At 66.0% G+C, this 16,736-nt stretch carries 14 protein-coding genes; 11 read left to right on the top strand and 3 right to left on the bottom strand.

Features of this window, described 5'->3' with window-relative positions; translation table 11 throughout:
* Positions 1-75 precede the first annotated feature (75 nt).
* The 6 genes from HA630_RS11125 to dnaJ all read left to right on the top strand — a co-directional run bounded on the left by HA630_RS11125 (position 76) and on the right by dnaJ (position 6,810).
* Complete coding sequence (locus tag HA630_RS11125; protein ID WP_166834781.1) at positions 76-495, top strand: thioesterase family protein; 420 nt, start codon at positions 76-78, stop codon at positions 493-495.
* Between the two features lie 25 nt (positions 496-520).
* Positions 521-2,215: an acyl-CoA dehydrogenase family protein gene (locus HA630_RS11130; RefSeq protein WP_166834783.1), complete on the top strand. Its 1,695-nt coding sequence runs from the start codon at positions 521-523 to the stop codon at positions 2,213-2,215.
* Between the two features lie 82 nt (positions 2,216-2,297).
* Entirely contained in the window at positions 2,298-2,819 is a 522-nt protein-coding gene (locus tag HA630_RS11135; protein ID WP_166834785.1) for a MarR family winged helix-turn-helix transcriptional regulator, read from the top strand.
* 118 nt (positions 2,820-2,937) lie between these two features.
* Positions 2,938-3,498: a nucleotide exchange factor GrpE gene (gene grpE / locus HA630_RS11140; protein ID WP_166834787.1), complete on the top strand. Its 561-nt coding sequence runs from the start codon at positions 2,938-2,940 to the stop codon at positions 3,496-3,498.
* Between the two features lie 112 nt (positions 3,499-3,610).
* On the top strand, positions 3,611-5,557 hold the full coding sequence (dnaK, locus tag HA630_RS11145; protein WP_166834789.1) for a molecular chaperone DnaK: 1,947 nt from the start codon (positions 3,611-3,613) through the stop codon (positions 5,555-5,557).
* A gap of 119 nt (positions 5,558-5,676) precedes the next feature.
* The gene (gene dnaJ / locus HA630_RS11150) at positions 5,677-6,810 is read left to right on the top strand and encodes a molecular chaperone DnaJ (protein WP_166834791.1); all 1,134 of its coding nucleotides are present in this window, start codon (positions 5,677-5,679) and stop codon (positions 6,808-6,810) included.
* Here dnaJ and HA630_RS11155 read toward each other — a convergent pair.
* Positions 6,803-7,672 (bottom strand): transglutaminase family protein, encoded by an 870-nt coding sequence (locus HA630_RS11155; protein ID WP_166834793.1) that lies wholly within the window; start codon positions 7,670-7,672, stop codon positions 6,803-6,805. The genes dnaJ and HA630_RS11155 overlap by 8 nt on opposite strands.
* Positions 7,673-7,813: 141 nt before the next feature.
* Here HA630_RS11155 and HA630_RS11160 point away from each other — a divergent pair, with 141 nt between their 5' ends.
* Entirely contained in the window at positions 7,814-9,178 is a 1,365-nt protein-coding gene (locus HA630_RS11160; RefSeq protein ID WP_166834795.1) for an MBL fold metallo-hydrolase, read from the top strand.
* Between the two features lie 91 nt (positions 9,179-9,269).
* Entirely contained in the window at positions 9,270-10,577 is a 1,308-nt protein-coding gene (gabT, locus tag HA630_RS11165) for a 4-aminobutyrate--2-oxoglutarate transaminase (protein WP_166834797.1), read from the top strand.
* 183 nt (positions 10,578-10,760) lie between these two features.
* On the opposite strand, the gene HA630_RS11170 is transcribed toward gabT, so the two are convergent.
* Both HA630_RS11170 and HA630_RS11175 read right to left on the bottom strand, forming a co-directional pair.
* Entirely contained in the window at positions 10,761-12,002 is a 1,242-nt protein-coding gene (locus tag HA630_RS11170; protein ID WP_166834799.1) for an AAA family ATPase, read from the bottom strand.
* A gap of 245 nt (positions 12,003-12,247) precedes the next feature.
* A complete protein-coding gene (locus HA630_RS11175) occupies positions 12,248-13,162 on the bottom strand; it encodes a LysR substrate-binding domain-containing protein (RefSeq protein ID WP_166834801.1) in 915 nt (304 codons plus the stop codon).
* A gap of 125 nt (positions 13,163-13,287) precedes the next feature.
* Here HA630_RS11175 and HA630_RS11180 point away from each other — a divergent pair, with 125 nt between their 5' ends.
* The 3 genes from HA630_RS11180 to HA630_RS11190 form a co-directional block, all read left to right on the top strand.
* Positions 13,288-14,472, top strand: coding sequence for an acyl-CoA dehydrogenase (locus HA630_RS11180; RefSeq protein WP_166834803.1), 1,185 nt, complete (start codon positions 13,288-13,290; stop codon positions 14,470-14,472).
* 13 nt (positions 14,473-14,485) lie between these two features.
* Positions 14,486-15,688, top strand: a complete 1,203-nt coding sequence (locus HA630_RS11185; protein ID WP_208300065.1) for a CaiB/BaiF CoA-transferase family protein — start codon at positions 14,486-14,488, stop codon at positions 15,686-15,688.
* 164 nt (positions 15,689-15,852) lie between these two features.
* Positions 15,853-16,736 (top strand): aldehyde dehydrogenase family protein (locus tag HA630_RS11190; RefSeq protein ID WP_166834805.1); only part of this gene is annotated, 884 nt, incomplete at its 3' end.

A 16,736-nucleotide genomic window follows, 5' to 3' on the forward strand; every position in this document is an offset into this window, starting at 1 on the left:
CTCCAGGGGGCGATGCCAGTGGCCCGGCCAAGCCGGTTCCACGGCATCCCTGAAACAACACCGAAAGATTTGTGTATGGCCAAAACCGTTGTGTACGAAGTGGACGTGATGTTCGGCGACTGCGACCCCGCCGGCATCGTCTTCTTCCCCAACTTCAGCAAGTGGATGGACGCGTCCTCCCTGAACTTCTTCGTCAAGTGCGGCGTGCCGCCCTGGCGCGAACTGGTCAAGACGCGCGGCATCATCGGCACCCCGCTGCTGGAAATCCACACCAAGTTCATGCGCCCGGCCACCTACGGCGAACGCCTGCAGGTGCACACCAGCATCGTCGAATGGCGCGACAAGGTGGTGATCCAGAAACACGTGGTCATGCGCGGCGACACCGTGCTGTGCGAAGGCCTGGAAACCCGCGCCTTCTGCGTCAAGCACCCCGATGACCCGGACCGCATCAAGGCCATCCCCGTGCCCGAGGACATCAAGGCCCTTTGCAGCTGACCCCCACCCGCACCGCCTCCGACCCATGAACCACTACCAGCCCCGTGCCGAAGACATCGGCTTCATCCTGTTCGACGTGCTGCAGGCCCCGGCCACACTGGCCGAGCTGCCCGCCCTGGCCGACAACGCCGACCCCGACCTGATGCGCCAGGTGCTCGAAGAGGCCGGCAAGTTCGTGGGCGAGGTGGTGGCCCCGCTCAACCGCGACGGCGACGAGATCGGCGCCCAGTGGAAAGACGGCGCGGTGACCATGCCCCCGGGCTTCCGCGACGCCTACCAGGCCTTCTGGCAGGCCGGCTGGCCGGCCCTGTCGGGCAACCCGGCCGATGGCGGCCAGGGCCTGCCCACCGTGCTGGAAATGGTGCTGTACGAATGGCTCAGCGCCGCCAACCACGGCTGGACCATGGCCCCCGGCCTGCTGCACGGCGCCTACGACTGCATCAAGCACCACGCCAGCCCCGAACTGCAAGCCCGCTACCTGGAAAAAGTGGCCACCGGCGAATGGCTCGCCACCATGTGCCTGACCGAACCCCACGCCGGCTCCGACCTCGGGCTGGCCCGCACCAAGGCCGTGCCGCAGGCCGACGGCAGCTACCAAATCAGCGGCACCAAAATCTTCATCAGCGGCGGCGAGCACGACCTGACCGACAACATCGTCCACCTGGTGCTGGCACGCCTGCCCGACAGCCCGCCCGGCCCCAAAGGCCTGTCGCTGTTCCTGGTGCCCAAGTTCTACGAAGACGGCCGCCGCAGCGCCGCCGTGTGCGAGCGCATCGAAGAAAAAATGGGCCTGCACGGCAGCCCCACCTGCGTCATGCGCTTCGACGAGGCCACCGGCTGGCTCGTGGGCGAGGTGGGCAAGGGCCTCAACGCCATGTTCCTGATGATGAACGCCGCGCGCCTGCACGTCGCGCTGCAGGGCGTGGGCCTGCTCGACGCGGCCTGGCAAAAGGCCGACGCCTACGCCCGCGACCGCCGCCAGATGCGCGCCCCGGTGCGGCAGAACCCGGCCGAGGCGGCCGACTTCATCATCGAACACCCCGCCGTGCAGCGCCTGCTCGACACCCAGCGCGCCTGGGTGGACGCCGGCCGCGTGCTGGCCTACCAGACCGCCATCGAGCTGGACGTGGCCAAACACCACCCCGACGCCGCCCGGCGCCAGCAGGCCCAGCAGTGGTGCGCGCTGGCCACGCCGGTGCTCAAGTCCGCCTGGACGGACCAGGCCTTCCTGGGCGCCAGCGACTGCCTGCAGGTCTTCGGCGGCCACGGCTACGTGCGCGAATGGGGCATCGAACAGGTGGTGCGCGATGCCCGCGTGGCCATGATTTACGAAGGCACCAACGAAATCCAGGCCCAGGACCTGCTGTTCCGCAAGGTGCTGCCCGACGGCGGCGCCGCCCTGCGCGCCCTGCTGGACGCCCTGCAGGCCGACCTGGCCGGGCGCCCCAGCCCCGCCAGCGAACGCGCCTGCGCCGGCTTCGACGCGCTGCGCGGCCTGCTGGCGCAGTTCAACGGCCAGCCGGCCCAAGCCCAGGCCCTGTACCCGGTGGCCGGCGACTTCCTGCGCGTGGTCACCCTCAGCCTGATGGCCTGGGCCCAGGCGCGCCTGGCCAGCGCCTCGGGGGCACCGGGCGCGGCCAGCGCCCCGGCGTTCGAGCGCTGGGTCTGGCCAGAACACGCCATGCGCCTGGGCATGGTCGCCGCCGCCCTGCGCGGCTGAAACCGGGGCGCCGTCAGCCAGGCGCCAGAATGGCGGGGCGCGGCGCGCTAACATGCGGGGCTAGCTCGATGCCTCCACACCGATGAACGCACGCCCCGACCCGTCTGCCGCCCGCCCCGGCGCCCGCCCTGCCCGCCCGTCCCCCGGGGCCGACGCCGGCGAGGCCCCCGCCCCGGTCAACACCGCCTTCCTCGAATCGCTGGTGGGCTACAACGCCCGCCGCGCGGCGCTGGCGGTGATCGGCACCTTCATGCAGCGCATGGGGCCGTTCGACCTGCGCGTGGTCGATTTTTCGGTGCTCACCCTGGTGGCACACAACCCCGGCATCACCTCGCGCCAACTGTGCAGCGCGCTCGACATCCTGCCCCCCAACCTGGTGGGCATGGTCAAGCAGCTGGAAAAACGCGGCCTGCTGGAAAAGCGCGAACACCCGACCGACCGCCGCGCCCAGGGCCTGTTCCTCACCCCCGCGGGCAACGCCCTGCACGCCGAAACCCAGGCCATCGTCGCCTCGCTGGAGTCCGAATCGGTCACCCACCTGAGCGACGACGAGCGCCTCACCCTGATCCGGCTGCTGCGGAAGGTGTACCAGCCGCAGCGCTGACCCGGCGGGGCGACCCTGCCCCGCAGATTTTTCGCCTGCCGGGCTTGAAAGGCGCACACGCGCCCCCAAATGTCCGCTTGTTTCACCTTTCACGGCATTCCGCCAGACCCCACGCGCCATGTCCCACGACCCGCATTCGACCCCCACCCCGCCCCACGGCCACGACGCGAACGCCCCCCTGAGCCCCGAAGAAGCCGAATCGGCCACGGCCGCCCAGCAGGCCGACGCCACCCAGGAACTGTCCCAGCTCAAGGCCCAGAACGCCGACCTGGCCGAACAGTACCTGCGCGCCAAGGCCGAGGTGGAGAACATGCGCCGCCGCACCGAAGAAGAGGTCAGCAAGGTGCGCAAGTTTGCGGTGGAAGGCTTTGCCGAAAGCCTGCTGCCGGTGATCGACAGCCTGGAAGCCGGCCTGGCCATCCAGGAAGCCACCGTGCAACAGGTGCGCGAAGGCGCCGAAGCCACGCTCAAGCAGCTGCAAAGCGCGCTGCAGCGCAACAAGGTGCTGCCGATCGCGCCCGCCGCCGGCGAGAAGTTCGACCCCCACCAACACCAGGCCATCAGCGTGGTGCCGGCCGACCAGGCCCCCAACACCGTGGTCAGCGTGCTGCAAAAGGGTTACCTCATCAGCGAGCGCGTGCTGCGCCCGGCCCTGGTCACCGTCACCGCCCCCAAATAAGGCGCCGGTCGCGGGTTTTCACCGGCGCCGTCCCTTGAAAACCCGTCGGGCAACCGCACCTTCGCAGCAGTTCAGTCTTTTTTCAGATTTCAAGCATCTTCAGGAGTAACACATGGGCAAGATCATCGGCATCGACCTGGGCACCACCAACTCGTGCGTGGCCATCATGGAAGGCAACACCACGCGCGTGATCGAGAACAGCGAGGGCGCCCGCACCACCCCGTCCATCATCGCGTACCAGGAAGACGGTGAAATTCTGGTCGGCGCCAGCGCCAAGCGCCAGGCCGTCACCAACCCCAAGAACACGGTGTACGCTGCCAAGCGCCTGATCGGCCGCAAGTTCACCGAGAAGGAAGTGCAGAAGGACATCGACCTGATGCCCTACGCCATCGTGGCGGCCGACAACGGCGACGCCTGGATCGAGGTGCGCGGCCAGAAGCTGGCCCCGCCGCAGATCAGCGCCGAAGTGCTGCGCAAGATGAAGAAAACCGCCGAGGACTACCTGGGCGAGCCCGTGACCGAAGCCGTCATCACCGTGCCGGCCTACTTCAACGACGCCCAGCGCCAGGCCACCAAGGACGCTGGCCGCATCGCCGGTCTGGATGTGAAGCGCATCATCAACGAGCCCACCGCCGCGGCCCTGGCCTTCGGCCTGGACAAGGGCGGCAAGGGCGACCGCAAAATCGCGGTGTACGACCTGGGCGGCGGCACCTTCGACGTGTCCATCATCGAAATCGCCGACGTGGACGGCGAAAAGCAGTTCGAGGTGCTGTCCACCAACGGCGACACCTTCCTGGGCGGCGAAGACTTCGACCAGCGCATCATCGACTACATCATTGCCGAGTTCAAGAAAGAACAGGGCGTGGACCTGACCAAGGACGTGCTGGCCCTGCAGCGCCTGAAGGAAGCCGCCGAGAAGGCCAAGATCGAGCTGTCCAACAGCGCCCAGACCGACGTCAACCTGCCCTACATCACCGCCGACGCGACCGGCCCCAAGCACCTGAACATCAAGCTCACCCGCGCCAAGCTGGAAAGCCTGGTGGACGAGCTGATCGAGCGCACCATCGCTCCCTGCCGCACCGCCATCAAGGACGCGGGTGTGAGCGTGAGCGACATCGACGACGTGATCCTGGTCGGCGGCATGAGCCGCATGCCCAAGGTGCAGGAAAAGGTGAAAGAGTTCTTCGGCAAGGAGCCGCGCAAGGACGTGAACCCCGACGAGGCCGTGGCCGTGGGTGCCGCGGTGCAGGGCCAGGTGCTGGGCGGTGATCGCACCGACGTGCTGCTGCTGGACGTGACCCCGCTGTCCTTGGGCATCGAGACCATGGGCGGTGTCATGACCAAGATGATCACCAAGAACACCACCATCCCGACCAAGTTCGCGCAGACCTTCTCCACCGCCGACGACAACCAGCCGGCCGTGACGATCAAGGTGTTCCAGGGCGAGCGCGAGATGGCCGCCGGCAACAAGCTGCTGGGCGAGTTCAACCTCGAAGGCATCCCGCCGGCCCCGCGCGGCATCCCGCAAATCGAGGTGTCGTTCGACATCGACGCCAACGGCATCCTGCACGTGGGCGCCAAGGACAAGGGCACCGGCAAGGAAAACAAGATCACCATCAAAGCCAACTCGGGCCTGACCGAGGAGGAAATCCAGAAGATGGTGAAGGACGCCGAGCTGAACGCCGCCGAAGACCACAAGAAGGTGGAACTGGTGCAGGCCCGCAACCAAGCGGACTCGCTGGTCAGCTCGGTGCGCAAGAGCCTGACCGAGTACGGCGACAAGCTGGACGCGGCCGAGAAGGACAAAATCGAAGCCGCCATCAAGGACGTGGAAGAGGCCGTCAAGGGCGACGACAAGGAAGCCATTGAAGCCAAGACCAACGAGCTGATGACCGCCAGCCAGAAGCTGGGTGAGAAAATGTACGCCGACATGCAGGCCAGCCAGGCCGCCGCGGGCGCGGCCGGTGCCGCCGAAGGCGCCCAGGCCCAGGCCGGTGGCAGCCGCCCGGCCGACGACGACGTGGTCGACGCCGAGGTCAAGGAAGTCAAGCGCGACTGATGCGAGCCTGGCGGCGCCCGGGGGGTTACCCGGGGCGCCGCGTGTCCCCCCACCGCCGCGTCCGGTCACCCCAGTGACCCGGCGCGGCGTTTGCACTCGAACCGCACACTGGTAGAGAAATGGCCAAACGAGACTTTTACGAAATCCTGGGCGTCGCCAAAAACGCCAGCGAAGACGAGATCAAAAAGGCGTATCGCAAGTTGGCGATGAAGTTCCACCCTGACCGCAACCAGGGGGACAAGGCCAAGGAAGCCGAAGAGAAGTTCAAGGAAGCCAAAGAGGCCTACGAGATGCTGAGCGACGCGCAAAAGCGCGCCGCCTACGACCAGTACGGCCACGCCGGCGTGGACCCGAACATGCGCGGCGGCCCCGGTGGCGCCGAAGGCTTCGGCGGCTTCTCCGAGGCGTTCGGCGACATCTTTGGCGACATTTTCGGGGGCCAGCGCGGCGGTGGCCGCGGCCGGCAGGTGTACCGTGGCAACGACCTGTCGTACGCCATGGAAATCAGCCTGGAAGAAGCCGCCCACGGCAAGGACGCGCAAATCCGCATCCCCAGCTGGGAAGACTGTGACACCTGCCACGGCAGCGGCGCCAAGCCGGGCACCAGCGTCAAGACCTGCCCCAGCTGCAACGGCCAGGGCGTGGTGCAGATGCGCCAGGGCTTCTTCAGCGTGCAGCAGACCTGCCCGCATTGCCACGGCAGCGGCAAGATCATTCCCGAGCCCTGCACCAGCTGCAACGGCCAGGGCAAGCTGAAAAAGCACAAGACGCTGGAGATCAAGATCCCCGCGGGCATCGACGACGGCATGCGCATCCGCTCGGCCGGCAACGGCGAGCCCGGGCGCAACGGCGGCCCGGCGGGCGACCTGTTCATCGAAATCCGCATCCGCAAGCACGACATCTTCGAGCGCGACGGCGACGACCTGCACTGCCAGGTGCCGGTCAGCATCACCACCGCAGCCCTGGGCGGCGAAATTGCCGTGCCCACGCTGGGCGGCAAAGCCACCATCGACATCCCCGAAGGCACCCAGCACGGCAAAACCTTCCGCCTGCGCGGGCGCGGCATCAAGGGCGTGCGGGCCAGCTACCCGGGCGACCTGTACTGCCACATCGCGGTGGAAACCCCGGTCAAGCTGACCGAGCACCAGCGCAAGCTGCTGCGCGAGCTGGAGGAGTCGTTCCAGAAGGGCGGCCACAAGCACAGCCCCAACGACAAGGGCTGGTTCGAGAAGGCCAAGGCCTTCTTCAGCTGACGGCGGTGGACAGCGCCTCGGTGCGGTGCACCGGGGGCGTCCAGCCCTGCGCCGGGTCGTCCTCGGCGCGCACCTCGATCACCGGCGGCAGCGCCGCCTGGATGGCCCCAAAAATGGTGGCAAAAGCCACATCGGCCGCGTCACGCCCGGTGCCGATGCGGATGAAACCCATGGGAATGGCCGTGCCCGACGGGTCGAACAGGTACCAGCGGTGGCCCAGGTACACCTCCACGTAGGCGTGAAAGTCGGGCGGGCCCAGGGCCGGGTCGGCGCCGTAGTCGGTGCCGGTCACGAAGCGCGCCGGAATGTTCAGCGCCCGGCACAGCGCGATGAACAGGTGGGCGAAGTCGCGGCACACGCCCACGCGGTCGCGCAGGGTATCCAGCGCCGAGGTGCCCGAATGGCTGGTGTTGGGCGTGAACTTGACCTGCTGGCGCACCCAGGCCTGCACCGCCTGGACCCGGGCATAGCCGGGCGGCAGGCCGCCAAACAGCCCCATCACGGTGGCGCCCAAGGCGTCGGACGGGCAGTAGCGGCTGGGGTACAGGTAAGGCAACACGGCGGCCGGCAACTGCGCCACCGGAATTTCGGGAACGTCGGCCGGGGCTTGCACATGGTGCTGCACATCCACCGTGCAGCGGTAGTCCACCGCCAGCCAGCCGGGCGGCGCCTTCAGCCGCAGCAGGCGGTTGTGGGTCACCGGGTCCACCGCTTCTTGCGTGTACCAGAACGGCTGCAGGTTCAGCTGCTCCTGCACCACGCGCTGCTGCGCCGTGTGGGCGGCCTGGAGGTTGAACACAAAGTCTGCGCCTTGCAGACCCACGTCGTAGCACAACCGAATGTGCGTGTGAATACGGACCATCCAGGCATTAGGGCACAGAAAAACCCCCATGCCCGGGCCAGGCCACTTTTATTCGCACCGCGCCTGGGCGACCACGCCACGGGCATACCCCCTGCGGGGCCTGCTGGCCCTGGGGCACAATGGCCCCAAAAGGAGACTGCCGTGAGCGTGAACATCACCTTTCTGGGCGGCGCCGGCACCGTGACCGGCTCCAAGTTCCTGGTGCAGTTCGAGGGCCAGCGCCTGCTGGTGGACTGCGGCCTGTTCCAGGGCTACAAGGCGCTGCGGCTGCGCAACCGGGTGCCCCTGCCCTTCGAGCCCCACCACCTGGGCGCCGTGGTTCTGACCCACGCGCACCTGGACCACAGCGGCCACTTCCCCCTGCTGGTGAAGGAAGGCTTCAAAGGCAAGGCCTGGTGCACCCCGGGTACGCGCGACCTGTGCGAGATTCTGCTGCCCGACAGCGGCCACATTCAGGAAGAAGACGCGGCCTTTGCCAACCGGCACGGCTTTTCCAAGCACAGCCCGGCGCTGCCGCTGTACACGGTGGACGACGCCCAGCGCTGCCTCAAACACCTGCACGCGGTGCCACCGCTGCGCGAGTTCGAGCCCATCCGTGGCTGGAAGGCGCGCTTTTACGGGGCCGGGCACATCCTGGGCGCGTCGTCGCTGCTGGTGGAGGTGGGGGGCAAAAAGCTGCTGTTTTCCGGCGACCTGGGCCGGCCGGACGACCTCATCATGCTGCCGCCCGACCCGCCGCCGGGCGCCGACGCCGTGATCGTCGAGTCCACCTACGGCGACCGCCTGCACCCCAAGGACAACCTGGTGGACGAACTGGCCCCGCTGCTGGACAAAGTGGCCGCGCGTGGCGGCACAGCGGTGGTGCCGGTGTTTGCGGTGGGCCGGGCACAGGCCCTGCTGCACGCGGTGGCCGAACTCAAGCGCCAGCACCGCTTGCCGCACGCCCTGCCGGTGTACCTGGACAGCCCCATGGCCATCCACAGCACCGAAGCCTTCACCCGCCACCTGGGCGAACACCGGCTGAACGCCGCGCAGTGCAACGCGCTGGCCCACGTGGCCCAGATGGTGCGCACGCCCGACGAGTCCAAAGCCATTGCCACCCACCACGGCCCCAAGGTGATACTGGCCGCCAGCGGCATGGCCACCGGCGGGCGCGTGCTGCACCACCTGGTGCAGTACCTGGGCGACCACCGCAACCTGGTGGTGCTGACCGGCTACCAGGCGCCCGGCACGCGCGGCGCCACCCTGGCCGACGGCGGCGCCAGCCTGCGCATCCACGGGCAAGACGTGGCGGTGCGGGCCGAGGTGGCGCAACTGCAATCGGCCTCGGCCCACGCGGACGCGGGCCAGCTCATGCAGTGGCTGCGCGCCATTCCCGGCCAGCCACACCGCGCCTTTGTGGTGCACGGCGACCTGGAGGCGTCGGACTGCCTGCGCCGCCGCATCGAAAACGAACTGCACTGGCACGCCATGGCGCCGGAACACGGCTCCACCTGGGCGGTGTGAACCCGGCCAGTGGCCCCGCGGCTCCGCCGCCAATGGCCCCACACCCGCCGCGTTCGCGGTGCTACAGTGGGTGCCATTGCCGGAGACGACCATGCACCGCGACCCCAACCTGACCGAAGCCAAAACCAACGCCACCCTGATGGCGCGCCGCCGCGCCGCCCTGCCCGCCGGCCTGGGCCAGACCTACGAGGTGTTTGCCGAGCGCGCCGAGAACGCCGAGATTTGGGACGTGGAAGGCCGCCGCTACATCGACTTTGCCGGTGGCATTGCGGTGCTGAACACCGGCCACCGTCACCCCAAGATCGTGGAAGCCGTGAAGGCCCAGCTGGACCAGTACCACCACACCTGCTTCCAGGTGGTGGCCTACGAACCCTACGTGGAACTGGCCGAGCGCCTGATTGCCAAGGCGCCGGGCCACTTCGCCAAGAAGGCCTACTTCCTGTCCACCGGTGCCGAGGCAGTGGAAAACGCTGTCAAGATTGCCCGCGCCGCCACCCAGCGCCAGGCCGTCATCGCCTTTGGTGGCGGCTTCCATGGCCGCACGCTGCTGGGCATGGCGCTGACCGGCAAAGTGGCCCCGTACAAGGCGGGCTTTGGCCCCTTCCCGGCCGAGATTTACCACGCCGAATTCCCCAACCCGCTGCACGGCGTGAGCGTGGCCGACGCCATGCGTTCGGTGGAACACATCTTCAAATACGACGTGGAGGCCGAGCGCGTGGCCGCCATCATTCTGGAGCCGGTGCAAGGCGAAGGCGGCTTCTACGTGGCCCCGCCCGAATTCGCGCAAGCCCTGCGCGCGCTGTGCGACGAGCACGGCATTGTGCTGATTGCCGACGAAGTGCAGACCGGCGCCGGCCGCACCGGCACCTGGCTGGCCTGCGAACAGTGGGGCGTGGCACCCGACCTCATCACCATGGCCAAGAGCATGGCGGGCGGCTTCCCGCTGTCGGCCGTGATCGGCAAGGCCGAGCTGATGGACAAGCCCCTGCCCGGCGGCCTGGGCGGCACCTACGCCGGCAGCCCCCTGGCCTGCGCCGCCGCGCTGGCCGTGCTGGACGTGTTTGAAGAAGAGCAACTGCTGGACCGCTCCAACGCCGTGGGCGAACGCCTGAAGGCCGGCCTGCGCGCCCTGGCGCAACACAACGTGGAAATTCAGGACGTGCGCGGCCTGGGCTCCATGATCGCCATCGAGCTGTTTGAAGGCGGCGACCACGACAAGCCTGCGGCTGATTTGACCAAGCGCGTCTGCGCCGAGGCGCTCAAGCGTGGCCTGGTGCTGCTGTCGTGCGGCGTGTACGCCAACGTCATTCGCATACTGGTGCCTATCACCGCCAGCTATGCACTGCTGGACGAAGGGCTGGCCATCATGGGTGAGGCGTTGAAGGCGGCGAAGGGTTGAGGCTTCGGAAGCCCCGAAGACGTAAATGACAAAGGCCCGCGAGGGCCTTTGTTGTTTTTAGTGTCGCACAACCTTTTTTTTGCGATACTTTATTTGCCACCTGTAGCCTGACGCCCAAGTTCAGGGACGCGCCGCCGATAGACGAAGCGTCCCCTGCAACGCCCAGTTAGGCATCATATTTTTCTACGAAGCAAAAGACAGCTTTTCTACAACGCCTGTGACGGGATCTTTGCGGAGCATAATGCGAATACACATTATGTACCTAGGATCAACGACACGATACTCGTTTGTTTTTGGATTTTTCTTAAGAAGTGGCGAATCTCCGCTGGCGAGCTCCGCGAGAATGCTACCAATCCCCATATTGGTTTCCGATATTGTTTCCGAGAACTCTTCCTTTAATTGCTCCGTAATCACTCCTGAGTCAATTTGGTGGGATTTTATTTTTCCGATGCAATATATGACTTGATTTCGTCTCGCAATTGAGGTTCTTTTGCTATTCAGGTGAGACTCGACGACGGTGTAGCCTTGGCGCATACCTAGCCTAAGCCAATCTTTGTCAGCCTTTTGAAGTAGTTCGAATTGGAAAACGCCTCGATTGTCTTCGATTTGATACGCCAACTTCTCAAAATACTCTTGAACTCTCTGGGCAACTCCCATAGTTATATGGTGACAATGGCCGGCAATGCTGTCGATTCCTTCAGGCAATATGTTGGCTTTGAGGAGTTCATTAAAGCCAGTTTTTGCAAGTGTCTTTACCATTGGCAATGTTAGGCCAGTCACCTTCGGCAACTCTTCAAGTCGATTTGATACCGATTCAAGGTTTTTGGTCTTTGCAAAGTACTCAAGCACACCGTTTGGCACGCCAACAATTATGAATTTAATTCCATATTTGGCGTACCTGTGATCATCAAGCAGAATTATGATATCTGCAAGCTCGTCCATTAGTGTGGAGTTGTTGAAAATTGATTCAAGGTTGTCAAGCACAACAACTAGGGGACCATCACCTATATGGCGCCTGATTTTGGCAAATGCATCCTCCAACGGCTCTTCTAGTTGCAGCTTGTATTGGCCTTGGTGCGTAAACTTTCCTTCGGCAACAATCGCCTTAATGGATGCCTCTTTATTCTCAGTAAAGCCGGTTTTCTGTGCCGTCCCCGAAGGGATAAGTGCACCAACAATTTCAGATGTCAGTGATTTGAGTCTGGATGCGTTTGCACAGTTAGCTACGCGATAGGGTATTAGGTTTTGCTCCAACACCTTTTTGTACATCCAAGACTTTCCATTGCCACTCTCTCCAAAGAGCAGGCTATGCATGCTCCCTCGGATGGATCGAATCAGCGCTCGCTCCAAATCTAGGCGAGGAACATACGTTTTCAGGTTTACCGTTGAACTTCTTGGAGTAAATACTTCGGGAATCTTTAACATAATGCCGCTTGTGTGACTTATCAGAAATTCGTTGGCTTTTCTTGATGAGGCCTAACGTCCAGTATACGTCGTATGCAGCGTATACCCATTTAAAAGATCGGCATATATCAAAGCATCCTCCCTCGTATGCCAAGCCAATAGCACACCTCGTCTTGTGTGCAAAACCCGGAGCAATTGCCCCAGTCCCCAACGGCTTTACCCTATCTCCGCGCACGCAGGCCGGGCATTTGATTTTTCTGACACCACTATAACGCAACACCCGGCGCGGCTTGGCTCTGCCGCAACACCCATTCCCTGAACACCGCCAACGCGGGCCGTTCGGCCACCTGCGGCTGCACCAAGTAATAAGCCCGTTGCGCTTTCAAGGGCCGCGCGCACGCCACCACCAGCGCGCCGCTGGCCAATTCGTCCTGCACCAGCAGGGTGGGCATCAGCGCCACGCCCAGGCCGCTGATGGCGGCGGCGGCCTGCATCGAAAAAAGCTCATACCTTGGCCCGGCCATGGCGCGGGGCGCGTCCACGCCTTGCGCGTCGAACCACTGGCGCCACGCCTCGGGCCGGGTGGCTTGTTGCAACAGGGGCATGTGGGCCAGGGCGTCGGGCGGCACCTCTGCCCCACCGGCCAGCAGGCGCGGGCTGCACACGGGCAGCACGTCTTCGTCCATCAAATGGGTGGCCTGGGTGCCGGCCCATTGCTGCAGTTGTTGCGGCGTGCCGGCCCAAATGGCGGCGTCAATGCCGGTGTCGGTGAACAAGAAGGGGCGGGTGCGCGTCTCGAAATGCACCAGCAATTCGGGCTGTTCAACAGCCAGACCGTGCAGGCGCGGAATCAGCCAGCGGGTGGCGAAGGTGGGCACGGCGGCCAGGGTCAGGCTGTCGCCCTGCCCGCGCCGGCCCATCAGCTCCACCGCGTCGCGTTCCAGCGCGTCCAGACGCTGGCGCACGTGGCGGGCGTAGTCGGTGCCGGCGGGCGTCAGCACCATGCCGTGCTGAGTGCGGCGGAACAGGGGCACGCCCAAAAAGTCTTCCAGCACCGCCACCTGGCGCGACACGGCGCCTTGCGTCAGGTTCAATTCCTGCGCGGCACGGGTGAAGCTTTGGTGCCGGGCAGCGGCTTCAAAGCAGTTCAGGGCTTGGGTGGAGGGCAGTTTGCGTCGCATGGCACGCCCAGCCTACACGGCATTTCGCACAAATGCTCATATCTGGCCCAAAATTTTTCGTTTGCGGGCGGGCCGCGCAGGGCCTACGATGGCGGCACTTTCAACCACGCTCTACACACACCACCATGGCCGCTTCTGCCCGCTTTTCCTGGTCCGACCCTTTCCAGCTCGACAGCCAGTTGACCGACGACGAACGCCAGGTGCGCGACGCGGCGCACGCCTATTGCCAGGAACGCCTGCTGCCACGGGTGCAATTGGCCTTCCGCCACGAAAGCACCGACCGCGCCATCTTCAACGAAATGGGCGAACTGGGTCTGCTGGGCCCGACCATTCCCGAACAATACGGCGGCGCCGGCCTGAATTACGTGTGCTACGGCCTGGTGGCGCGCGAGGTGGAGCGCGTGGACAGCGGCTACCGCAGCATGATGAGCGTGCAAAGCTCGCTGGTGATGGTGCCCATCAACGAATTTGGCACCGAAGCGCAAAAGCAGAAATACCTGCCCAAGCTGGCCACCGGCGAATGGGTGGGCTGCTTTGGCCTGACCGAACCCAACCACGGCAGCGACCCGGGCAGCATGATCACCCGCGCCCGCAAGGTGCCGGGCGGCTACAGCTTGAGCGGCGCCAAGATGTGGATCACCAACAGCCCGATTGCCGACGTGTTCGTGGTCTGGGCCAAGGACGACGAAGGCCAGATTCGCGGCTTCATCCTGGAAAAAGGCTGGAAGGGCCTGAGCGCCCCGGCCATCCACGGCAAGGTGGGCCTGCGCGCCAGCATCACCGGGGAAATTGTGATGGACGAAGTGTTCTGCCCCGAAGAAAACGCCTTCCCCGAGGTGCGCGGCCTCAAAGGCCCCTTCACCTGCTTGAACAGCGCACGCTACGGCATTGCCTGGGGCGCGCTGGGCGCGGCAGAGGACTGCTACTTCCGCGCCCGCCAATACGTGCTGGACCGCCAGCAGTTCGGCCGCCCGCTGGCGGCGAACCAGCTCATCCAGAAAAAGCTGGCCGACATGCTGACCGAGATCAGCCTGGGCCTGCAAGGCTGCCTGGCGCTGGGCCGCATGAAAGACGCGGGCCATGCGCCGGTGGAGGTGACCTCCATCCTCAAACGCAACAGCTGCGGCAAGGCGCTGGACATTGCCCGCACCGCCCGCGACATGATGGGCGGCAACGGCATCAGCGACGAGTACGGCGTGGCGCGCCACCTGGTGAACCTGGAGGTGGTGAACACCTACGAGGGCACGCACGACGTGCACGCGCTGATTCTGGGCCGCGCCATCACCGGCATTGCCGCGTTCAGCAACTGAGCACAGGCTGCCCATGGCCCTGCCCCCGCTGAACCCCCATGCCGCTGCGCCCGAGCTGCCCCGCCCGCTGGCGGGCGTGAAGGTACTGGACCTGTCGCGCGTGCTGGCCGGCCCCTGGGCCGGGCAGATTCTGGCCGACTACGGCGCCGACGTGATCAAGGTAGAGCGCCCCGGCAGCGGCGACGACACCCGCGCCTGGGGCCCACCGTGGTGGGGCGAAGGCTCCGAGCGGGTGGCGGCCTACTTTCTGTGCGCCAACCGGGGCAAGCGCTCGGTGACCATCGACATCGCCAGCCCCGAAGGCATCCAGCAGGTGCGCGAACTGGCCCGCGAGGCCGACGTGCTGATCGAGAACTACAAGGTGGGGCAACTGGCCAAGTACGGGCTGGACGCGCCCAACCTGCAGGCCATCAACCCGGGGCTGATCTACTGCTCCATCACCGGCTACGGGCAAACCGGCCCGCTGTCGCACAAGGCGGGTTACGACTTTGCCATCCAGGCCGAAGCCGGGCTGATGAGCATCACCGGCAACAAAGGCGAGGAACCGCAGAAGGTGGGCGTGGCCGTGACCGACCTGATGACCGGCGTGTACGCGGCCACCGCCATTTTGGCAGCGCTGCACGAGCGCCAACGCACCGGCAGGGGCCGGGTGCTGGACGCCTCGCTTTTCGACGTACAGGTGGCCATGCTGGCCAACCAGGCCAGCAACCAACTGATTGGGCAGACGCGGCCCACCCGCATGGGCAATGCCCACCCCAACATCGTGCCCTACCAGGTGTTCCCCACCCGCGACGGGCACATGGTGCTGGCCGTGGGCAACGACGGCCAGTTCACCCGCTTTTGCGAGGCCGCCGGCCACCCGGCCGTGGCCCGGGACGCACGTTTTTCCACCAACCCGGCCCGGGTGGAGCACCGGCAGACGCTGGTGCCGCTGATCACCGGCTGGACGCTGACGCGCGACACCGCCGACTGGGTGGCCCTGCTGGACCGCGCCGCCGTGCCCTGCTCGCCCATTCTGGACGTGGCCCAGGTGCTGGAACACCCCCAGGTGGCCGCACGCGGTATGGTGCTGCCCCGGCACAACGGGCCGCACGGCCCCACCCCGCCCATGGTGGCCCACCCGGTGTTGATGGACGGCCAGCGCCCGACCGCCCAGCGGCCGCCACCGGTGCTGGGGCAGGACCGGGCCGGCTGGACCAACCCGCCCACCGGCTGATTCCCTGGCGACACCCGCCGCTGGCGGGCCGACACGGCTGGCCGTATCATGGAACGTGCCGGCCCTGTGGCCGCAGCCCACGCGGCGCCCGCACCCCACACGGGCCCCCACCGGCGGGCCGACACCGCGCCCCGCCACCGACCGACCACCCCATTGAGACGACCATGGACATGAAGGCCACCCCCCTCGCCCTGCTCAAAGACCCGACGCTGCTGAAAACCGACGCGCTGATCAACGGCCAGTGGGTGGCCGGCGCCAGCCGCTTTGCGGTGCACGACCCCGCCACCGGCCAGCACCTGGCCGACGTGGCCAACCTGGGCCCGGCCGAGGCCGAAGCCGCCATTGCCGCCGCCAACGCTGCATGGGGCGCCTGGAAGAACAAGACTGCCAAGGAGCGCAGCGCCATCCTGCGCAAGTGGTACGACCTGCTGATGGCCAACCAGGACGACCTGGGCCGCCTGATGACCGCCGAGCAGGGCAAGCCCCTGCCCGAAGCCAAGGGCGAAGTGGCCTACGGCGCCAGCTTCGTGGAATGGTTCGCCGAAGAGGCCAAGCGCGTCAACGGCGAAACCCTGCCCCCCTTCGACAACAACCGCCGCCTGCTGGTGCTCAAGCAGCCCATCGGGGTGTGCGCGGCCATCACGCCATGGAACTTCCCCCTGGCCATGATCACCCGCAAGGTCGCGCCCGCGCTGGCCGCCGGTTGTCCGGTGGTCATCAAGCCGGCCGAACTGACGCCGCTCACCGCCCTGGCCGCCGCCGAGCTGGCCCTGCGTGCCGGCATTCCGGCGGGGGTGCTCAACGTCATCACCGCCGACAGCGCCAACTCCATTGCCGTGGGCAAGGTGCTGTGCGCCAGCGACGTGGTGCGCCACCTCAGCTTCACCGGCTCCACCGAGGTCGGCCGCATCCTCATGGCGCAGTGCGCGCCCACGGTGAAAAAACTGTCGCTGGAACTGGGCGGCAACGCGCCCTTCATCGTGTTCGACGACGCCGACATCGACTCGGCGGTGGAAGGGGCGTTTGCCAGCAAGTACCGCAACGCCGG

It is taken from the genome of Aquabacterium sp. A08 (assembly GCF_011742065.1).